We start from the raw sequence: 7,242 nt of genomic DNA, 5'->3' as shown, positions 1-7,242 counted from the left end.
GGGTTGGTGAAGGCGAGCAGCGACGGGGCGTGGTGCAGCAGGCCGCCGATGTACCAGCGGGCGGTGTCGGACAGGCCGGCGTAGCCGGTCTCGTCGTAGAACAGCGGTTCGCCGCCGCGCCAGAGGCTCTGGTGGGTGTGCATGCCGGAGCCGTTGTCACCGAACAGCGGCTTCGGCATGAACGTCGCGGTCTTGCCGGCGGCCCAGGTCTCGTTCTTGACGATGTACTTGAACAGCTGGAGCTGGTCGGCGGCGTGCAGCAGGGTGGAGAACTTGTAGTTGATCTCCGACTGGCCGGCGGTGCCGACCTCGTGGTGCGAGCGCTCGACGGTGAAGCCGCCGTCGACGAGGCGCCGCACGATCCGGTCGCGCAGGTCGGCGTAGTGGTCCACCGGGGGCACCGGGAAGTAGCCGCCCTTGTACGCGGTCTTGTAGCCGCGGTTGCCGCCCTCCTCGATCCGGCCGCTGTTCCAGGCGCCCTCGATCGAGTCGATGTAGTAGAACGACTGGTGCGCGGAGGTCTCGTGGCGGATCGAGTCGAAGATGTAGAACTCCGCCTCGGCGCCGAAGTACGCGGTGTCGGCGATACCGCTGGCGGCGAGGTAGGCCTCGGCCTTCTTCGCCACGTTGCGCGGGTCGCGGGAGTACGCCTCGCGGGTGAACGGGTCGTGGATGAAGAAGTTCAGCGCCAGCGTCTTCTGCGCCCGGAACGGGTCGATGAAGGCGGTGGCGACGTCCGGCAGCAGCAGCATGTCGGACTCGTGGATGGCCTGGAAGCCGCGGATCGAGGATCCGTCGAAGGCGAGGCCGTCGGTGAAGACACTGTCGTCGAACGACTCGACCGGCAGGTTGAAGTGCTGCATCACGCCGGGCAGGTCACAGAAACGTACGTCGACGAACTTCACGTCCTCGTTGGCGAGGTATCGCAGGAGTTCCTCGGAATTGGCGAACACACGTCCTCCTGGCAGGTCCACTCCGGTAGCTGGCTACTGGCGACGCTATGACCGGGGGGTTGCCCGGCCGTGTCTCGTCTGTTTCCGCCGTGTTACGTCGCTTGCGGAGCGTCATCCCGGCACGCTCTGATGCTGTATGTCGTATTTTTCGTCAAGGATGGGAGCGGCGCTACCCTGGCCGCTGTGACCGATACCGCCGCCGCACCGGTGCCGCCCGCCACCGACCCCGCCTTCACCCCGCCCAGCCTCGGCCGCCGCTTCGGCGCCCTGGTCATCGACTGGGTGCTGTGCCTGATGGTGGCCCGGGCCTTCTCCGACCCGGTCCGCGACGGCTGGCCGCCGGTCCTGGTGCTGATCCTGGAGTACGGCTTCTTCATCGGCCTGTTCGCCCAGACCCCCGGCATGTACCTGACCCGGCTGCGCTGCGTGTCCTGGGCCGACGGCGGCCGGATCGGGCTGCTCCGGGGGCTGCTGCGCGGCCTCCTGCTGGCCCTCGTGGTGCCGGCCCTGCTGATGGACGAGCACCGGCGCGGCCTGCACGACCGGCTCGCCGGGTCGGTCGTCACCGACGCCCCGCGCCGCTGACCCGGACGAACAAGGAGCCGGCCCCGCACGGGGACCGGCTCCTTTCCGTGTACGCCGCAGGTCAGCGACCCCGGGTCTGCCGGAACGCGCCACGCGCCGGCCGCATGTTCTTCGGGATCGCGCCCTTGGGCATCTGCGGCCGTGCGGTGAGCGCCTTGAGCCGCTTGTCGAGGGCGTTGACGTCCTTCGGGGACAGGGCACGCGGCAGCCGCATCAGCGTCATCCGCAGCTTGCGGACCGGCAACTCACCCTCGCCCTGCCCGATCACGTAGTCGTGCAGCGGAGCCGTGCCGATCACCTTCGCGAGGCGGCGCTTCTCCTGGCCGAGCAGGCCACGGACGCGCTGCGGGTTGCCCTCGGCCAGCAGGATCACGCCCTGCCGGCCCACCACCAGGTGCACCATGTCCATCTGCGTGGTGGAGCTGACCGCCGGGGTGACCCGCCAGTCGCCGCGCATGCTCTCCATGATCTGCGCCGCCGCGCCCGGCTGCCCCTCGGCGGCGTTCATCATCGCCTTGTTGGAGCGCAGGTTGAGCACGATCAGCACGGCGAGCAGGGCGAGCAGGATGCCGATCGGCAGCCAGATCCAGCCCCAGGCGAGCACCGCGACCACGGTGAGCGCGAGCGGGATCAGCACCGCCGCAGCGGTCAGCGGCGCGAACCACTTGTCCTGCTTGGCGGTGAACCGGAACACCATCCCGATCTGCTTCAGCCGCTGGCCGAACGAGACCTTCTCCTGGGGCTTTGCCATGCCGCAGAGTCTAGTGGTCGGCGCGCATCACGTTGATCCGTGGCCGCCTGTTCCGCCGCGGGCTGAGTACCTTGCCGCCGTACCGGCCCGAACCGGCCCGCCGGTAAGGAGGCGAATCCGCGCCGGGTCCGGGTCAGCGGCGCGGCAGGTAGATCCGCCAGCCGGCCACGGTGACGACGTCGAGCGCCCCCGATTCGGCGCCGACGCGCTCGTCCAGCCGCGCGGCCAGCGGCGAGCCGACCGGTGCCACCCACGCCGCGTCCGGGTCGGCGGCCACTTCCCGCCGGTACGCGGGCAGCCTGTCGAAACCGGGGCTCAGGTCGTCGTCGACCACGGCGCAGACCACGTTCTCGCCGGTCGCGTAGGTGAGCCGGTTGCACGTCCAGTAGCCGCCGCGGACGTTCCGCACGCCGAGCGCGCCGAGCGTGTCCACGAGTGACCGGTGCCGGTCGGCCTCGGCGTGCACGTCGGGCGCGGTCCGCACCACGTCCACGGTGGCCGCCACGCCGGTGCCGAGCACCCCCGCGACAACCGTCAGCGCCCCGATCCCCGCCATCCGGGCCATCCTCCCGGCCGGCCGCCCGCCCGTCGCCTTGATCGACTCCACTTCGGGGGGGTGGCGGTATCCGCCCTCCCCCGATGCCGCCACCTCGGCGAACTGGCGCTGCGCCGTCAGCCGGTGTGCGGCGAGCGTGCGGGCGGCCTGCCGCAGTGGCCAGAACAGGGCTGGTAGGGCGACCGCCAGGCACGACAGGTAACGGCTGCTCTCGATCGGCGTCTGCCCGGCCGCGTTGCTCACCGCGTACGCGGCGATGACCCCGGCCGCGCCGCCGAGCAGCGCCAGCCGCACCCCGGCCGACACCCGCTCCGCCGAGCCCGGACCGCCGCCGACGCGGCGCAGGGTGTGCCAGGCGGTGAGCGCGGCGAGCACCAGCAGCACCGGGAACGCCACCGCCCACCAGAGCTGCCAGGTGGCGCACCGGCCGGGTGAGCAGAAGCCCGTCGCCAGCGACGGACCGAGGACCAGCGCGCCGTGCAGCCGGTCCGCCCAGTCCGACGGCGCGCCCGTGCCACCTGCGGCCAGCACCGCGGTCGCCGGGTTGCGGCCGTGCCCGATGCTGTCCACGAGCATCGGGGCCGCGCCCAGCAGCAGCGCGCCGGTCAGCACCACCCCGGCCCGCCCGGCCAGTTCCCGCCACCGCCGGGCCACCAGCAGCGCGCCGAGCGTCAGCACGTACGGCAGGATCAGCGGGTCCACCCAGAGCAGCACCCCGCAGATCAGGCCCCAGGCCGCCCAACGGGGCAGCCGCGCGCCCGCCCCGGTCAGGCAGAGCCCGACCGTCAGCAGCGCCAGCGCCGCACCGGCCGGGTTCAGCTCCGGATAGCCGCCACCGGCGATCAGCTGGTTCTTCACCACCCGGTCCGAGCCGAGCGCCAGCACGGCGACGACGAGCAGGGCGTACCAGCGGTCGCCGCCGAGCCGCCGGGTCAGCCGCCAGGACAGCAGCAGGAACGAGGCGTACAGCGCCAGCGTGGGCAGCCGCAGCACGAGCACCGACGGTCCGGCCAGCGCGACCAGCGGCGCGGCCAGGTACGCCTCCAGCGTGCCCATGTAGGCCTGGCCGTAGAACCAGATCGGGAAGTCGTCGCCGCGGGCGATGTGCAGGGCGGCCAGCCCCATCGTCGCCTCGTCGCTGTTCGTGGGCGGCACGTCGGCGAACAGCAGCGCCAGCCGGTAGCCCACCCCGGCGAACCCGACGAGCAGGGCGAGCAGTGTCGGCAACGGCAGCCGCCGGGGCGTACGAGGGTGTGCTGTCTCGCGTGGCTCCTCGCGTACCCCGGCGGTCATGCCTGTGATCATGGCATCCGGCGGGTGGCCGGCGGTGGGTGACGCGGTGTCCGGCCGGCCTCAGCCGGCGACGGCGACCTGCTCGCGGGCGGCGAGCGCCTGCTGGTAGAGCCGACCCGCCCGGTACGACGAGCGGACCAGCGGGCCGCTCATCACGCCCGCGAAGCCGATCTCCTCGGCCTCCTCGTGCAGCTCGACGAACTCCTCCGGCTTGACCCAGCGGGTCACCGGGTGGTGCCGGGGGGAAGGTCGCAGGTACTGCGTGACGGTGATCAGCTCGCAGCCCGCCTCGTGCAGGTCGCGCAGCGCCTGGGACACTTCGGCGCGCTCCTCGCCCATGCCGAGGATCAGGTTGCTCTTGGTGACCAGGCCGTCGGCCCGCGCCTGGCGGATCACGTCAAGCGAGCGCTCGTAGCGGAACGCCGGGCGGATCCGCTTGAAGATGCGCGGCACGGTCTCCACGTTGTGCGCCAGCACCTCGGGCCGCGAGCCGAAGACCTCGGCGAGCTGCTCGGGTACGGCGTTGAAGTCGGGGATCAGCAGCTCGACACCACAGCCGGACTGGAGCGCGTGGATCTGCCGGACCGTCTCGGCGTAGAGCCAGGCCCCACCGTCGGGCAGGTCGTCGCGGGCGACACCGGTGATGGTCGCGTAACGCAGCCCCATCGCGGCGACCGACTCGGCGACGCGGCGCGGCTCGTCGGCGTCGAACTCGGCCGGCTTGCCGGTGTCGATCTGGCAGAAGTCGCAGCGCCGGGTGCACTGGTCACCACCGATGAGGAAGGTGGCCTCCCGGTCCTCCCAGCACTCGTAGATGTTGGGGCAGCCGGCCTCCTGGCACACGGTGTGCAGCCCTTCGCGCGAGACGAGCCCGCGCAACTGGGTGTACTCCGGGCCCATCTTGGCCTTCACCTTGATCCATGGCGGCTTGCGCTCGATCGGCGTCTCGGCGTTGCGTGCCTCGATCCGCAGCATGCGCCGCCCCTCCGGGGCGACCGTCGCGGGGCGCGCAGGCTGCTCAGTCGTCGGCGCGGATTGCTCGATCGTCACAAAACCGAGCGTACGCCGGTCGGCGCCGGTCGATGAACGGCGGGCGACGGCCGTCACGCCGGAATCGCTGTGACACCGGACACCAGGGGCGAAAAAAACCGGTCACAGCGCGGCGGGTGCGGTGCTAGCGTGCCGGGCAGAGCTGTGACGGAGCCGAGTAACGGGCCGATCCGCCAGTCGAGAGAGCCGCCGGTTGCTGCGAGGCGGTCTGGCACCGGCCCGCGAAGACCCTCCCGAGCTGCGGGAAGAACGGCGCGACGCGCCCAGTAGAGCCCGCCCGGCCGGCCCCGGTGAAAAGGCGACGAACGAGGCTCCCGCTCCGGCGGGGGCGAAGGTGTGGTGGCACCGCGAGGTTCCCGCTCGCCCACACCTCCCTGGGGATCGCGTTGCGATTGGTCAAGGAGGTAGTCGTGCAACGCATCCTGTCCACCCAACTCCCCGCCCATGTGGGCGCCACCGTGCGGCTCGCCGGTTGGGTCCACCGCTGCCGGCTGCTCAAGTCGGTGGCCTTCCTGATCCTCCGCGACGCCGCCGGGCTCGCCCAGGTGGTGGTGGCCGCGCCCGCCGTGCGGGAGCAGATCGAGACGCTCACCGAGGAGACGGTCGTCGAGGTGGTCGGCACCGTGGCCGCGAACCCCGCCGCGCCCGCCGGGGTCGAGGTCGTCGAGCCGACGGTACGTCCGCTCGGGCCGCCCGCCGTTCCGCCTCCGTTCGACCTGTACCGGCCGGTGCTCGCCGCCACCCTGCCCACCCAGCTCGACCACGCGCCGACCGCGTTGCGGCACCCGAGCCGATCCGCCGCGCTGCGGATCTCGGCGGCGGCCGTGTCCGGCTTCCGGGCCACGCTCGACGGGCAGGGCTTCGTCGAGGTGCACACGCCGAAGGTGGTCGCCTCGTCCACCGAGAGCGGCGCGAACGTGTTCGCGTTGGACTGGTTCGGTCGGCCCGCCTACCTGGCCCAGTCGCCGCAGTTCTACAAGCAGCTCATGGTCGGCGTCTTCGAACGGGTCTACGAGGTGGGGCCGGTGTTCCGCGCCGAGCCGCACGACACGGCGCGTCACCTGGCCCAGTACACCTCGCTCGACGTCGAGCTGGGATTCGTGGCCGACCACCGGGACGTGATGGCGGTGCTGCGGGACACCCTGGCCGGGATGGTGGCGACCGTCGGCGATCGGGCCGGCGGTGCGCTGGCCACGCTCGGCGTGACGGCGCCCGCGGTGCCGGACGAGATCCCGGCGGTGCACTTCACCGAGGCGCTGAAGATCGCCGGGGCGCCGGCCGACGAACCCGACCTGGCGCCGGGGCACGAGCGGGCGCTGGGGGAGTGGGCACTGCGCGAGTACGGCAGCGACTTCCTCTTCGTCACCGGGTACCCGATGGCGAAGCGCCCCTTCTACACCCACCCGGACCCGGCCCGGCCCGCGTACTCGAACGGTTTCGACCTGTTGTTCCGGGGCGTGGAGCTGGTCACCGGCGGGCAGCGGCTGCACCGGCACGCCGACTACCTGGCCGCCCTGGCGGCGCGGGGCGAGCCGGTGGAGCCGTACGCCGGGTACGTGGACGCGTTCCGGCACGGCATGCCACCGCACGGCGGTTTCGCGATCGGGCTGGAGCGGTTCGTCGCGCGGCTGGTCGGCGCGGCGAACGTCCGGGAGGTGACCGCCTTCCCGCGCGACCTGCACCGCCTCACGCCCTGACGGCGGCGGGGCGTGGGCTCGCCGAAGCTGCCGCCCTCCCGAACCGGTTCCGTTCGACCACCGAGAGTGATGAGAGGTCGGCGCGCCTCGCCGTCACGCTCGGTGAGGGCGGGTTCGGAGTGGCTGGGATGCCCTCGACGCCGCCAGGTCGCGCTGAGCTGGGGTTATGTCGAACGGGCCTCGGGAGGGAGGGAAGGGTGTCTGCGCACTTTGCTCTGCAGCCCATGACGCAACAGTCGACCAGGAGTGACTGTTGCGGATCCGGCTGCAGAGCAAAGTCGGCGGGAGGCCACCCGCGGTGGGCGCGGCATTGTCACCTACCGTGATCGATGGCGGATGGTCCTGAGCGGTTGGCGA

At 72.1% G+C, this 7,242-nt stretch carries 6 protein-coding genes; 2 read left to right on the top strand and 4 right to left on the bottom strand.

The annotated features are described in order from the left end of the window. A partial coding sequence (locus GA0070215_RS24495; protein WP_091050283.1) for a glutamine synthetase beta-grasp domain-containing protein occupies nucleotides 1-953 on the bottom strand: 953 nt, incomplete at its 3' end. A gap of 129 nt (nucleotides 954-1,082) precedes the next feature. On the opposite strand from GA0070215_RS24495, the gene GA0070215_RS24490 reads away from it, so the two are divergent. Next, entirely contained in the window at nucleotides 1,083-1,538 is a 456-nt protein-coding gene (locus tag GA0070215_RS24490) for an RDD family protein (protein ID WP_091050279.1), read from the top strand. A gap of 61 nt (nucleotides 1,539-1,599) precedes the next feature. On the opposite strand, the gene GA0070215_RS24485 is transcribed toward GA0070215_RS24490, so the two are convergent. The 3 genes from GA0070215_RS24485 to lipA all read right to left on the bottom strand — a co-directional run bounded on the left by GA0070215_RS24485 (nucleotide 1,600) and on the right by lipA (nucleotide 5,245). Next, the gene (locus tag GA0070215_RS24485; protein WP_018785400.1) at nucleotides 1,600-2,289 is read right to left on the bottom strand and encodes a DUF4191 domain-containing protein; all 690 of its coding nucleotides are present in this window, start codon (nucleotides 2,287-2,289) and stop codon (nucleotides 1,600-1,602) included. 133 nt (nucleotides 2,290-2,422) lie between these two features. Beyond that, nucleotides 2,423-4,138 (bottom strand): DUF423 domain-containing protein, encoded by a 1,716-nt coding sequence (locus GA0070215_RS24480; RefSeq protein WP_244167132.1) that lies wholly within the window; start codon nucleotides 4,136-4,138, stop codon nucleotides 2,423-2,425. A 60-nt stretch (nucleotides 4,139-4,198) separates the two neighbouring features. Next, nucleotides 4,199-5,245: a lipoyl synthase gene (lipA, locus tag GA0070215_RS24475; protein ID WP_167361566.1), complete on the bottom strand. Its 1,047-nt coding sequence runs from the start codon at nucleotides 5,243-5,245 to the stop codon at nucleotides 4,199-4,201. A gap of 353 nt (nucleotides 5,246-5,598) precedes the next feature. Here lipA and aspS point away from each other — a divergent pair, with 353 nt between their 5' ends. Next, nucleotides 5,599-6,885: an aspartate--tRNA(Asn) ligase gene (gene aspS / locus GA0070215_RS24470; RefSeq protein WP_091050303.1), complete on the top strand. Its 1,287-nt coding sequence runs from the start codon at nucleotides 5,599-5,601 to the stop codon at nucleotides 6,883-6,885. Nucleotides 6,886-7,242: the final 357 nt, after the last annotated feature.

It is taken from the genome of Micromonospora marina (assembly GCF_900091565.1).
Lineage (GTDB): Bacteria > Actinomycetota > Actinomycetes > Mycobacteriales > Micromonosporaceae > Micromonospora > Micromonospora marina.
Note: the sequence above shows the minus strand (reverse complement) of the source record. Positions and strands in the feature narration are given on the sequence as shown.

Excerpts from the sequence above, each read along its gene's own strand:
- GA0070215_RS24490 (WP_091050279.1), top strand. The coding sequence starts at position 1,083 with ATGCTGTATGTCGTATTTTTCGTCAAGGATGGGAGCGGCGCTACCCTG.
- GA0070215_RS24485 (WP_018785400.1), bottom strand. The coding sequence starts at position 2,289 with ATGGCAAAGCCCCAGGAGAAGGTCTCGTTCGGCCAGCGGCTGAAGCAG.
- GA0070215_RS24480 (WP_244167132.1), bottom strand. The coding sequence starts at position 4,138 with ATGACCGCCGGGGTACGCGAGGAGCCACGCGAGACAGCACACCCTCGT.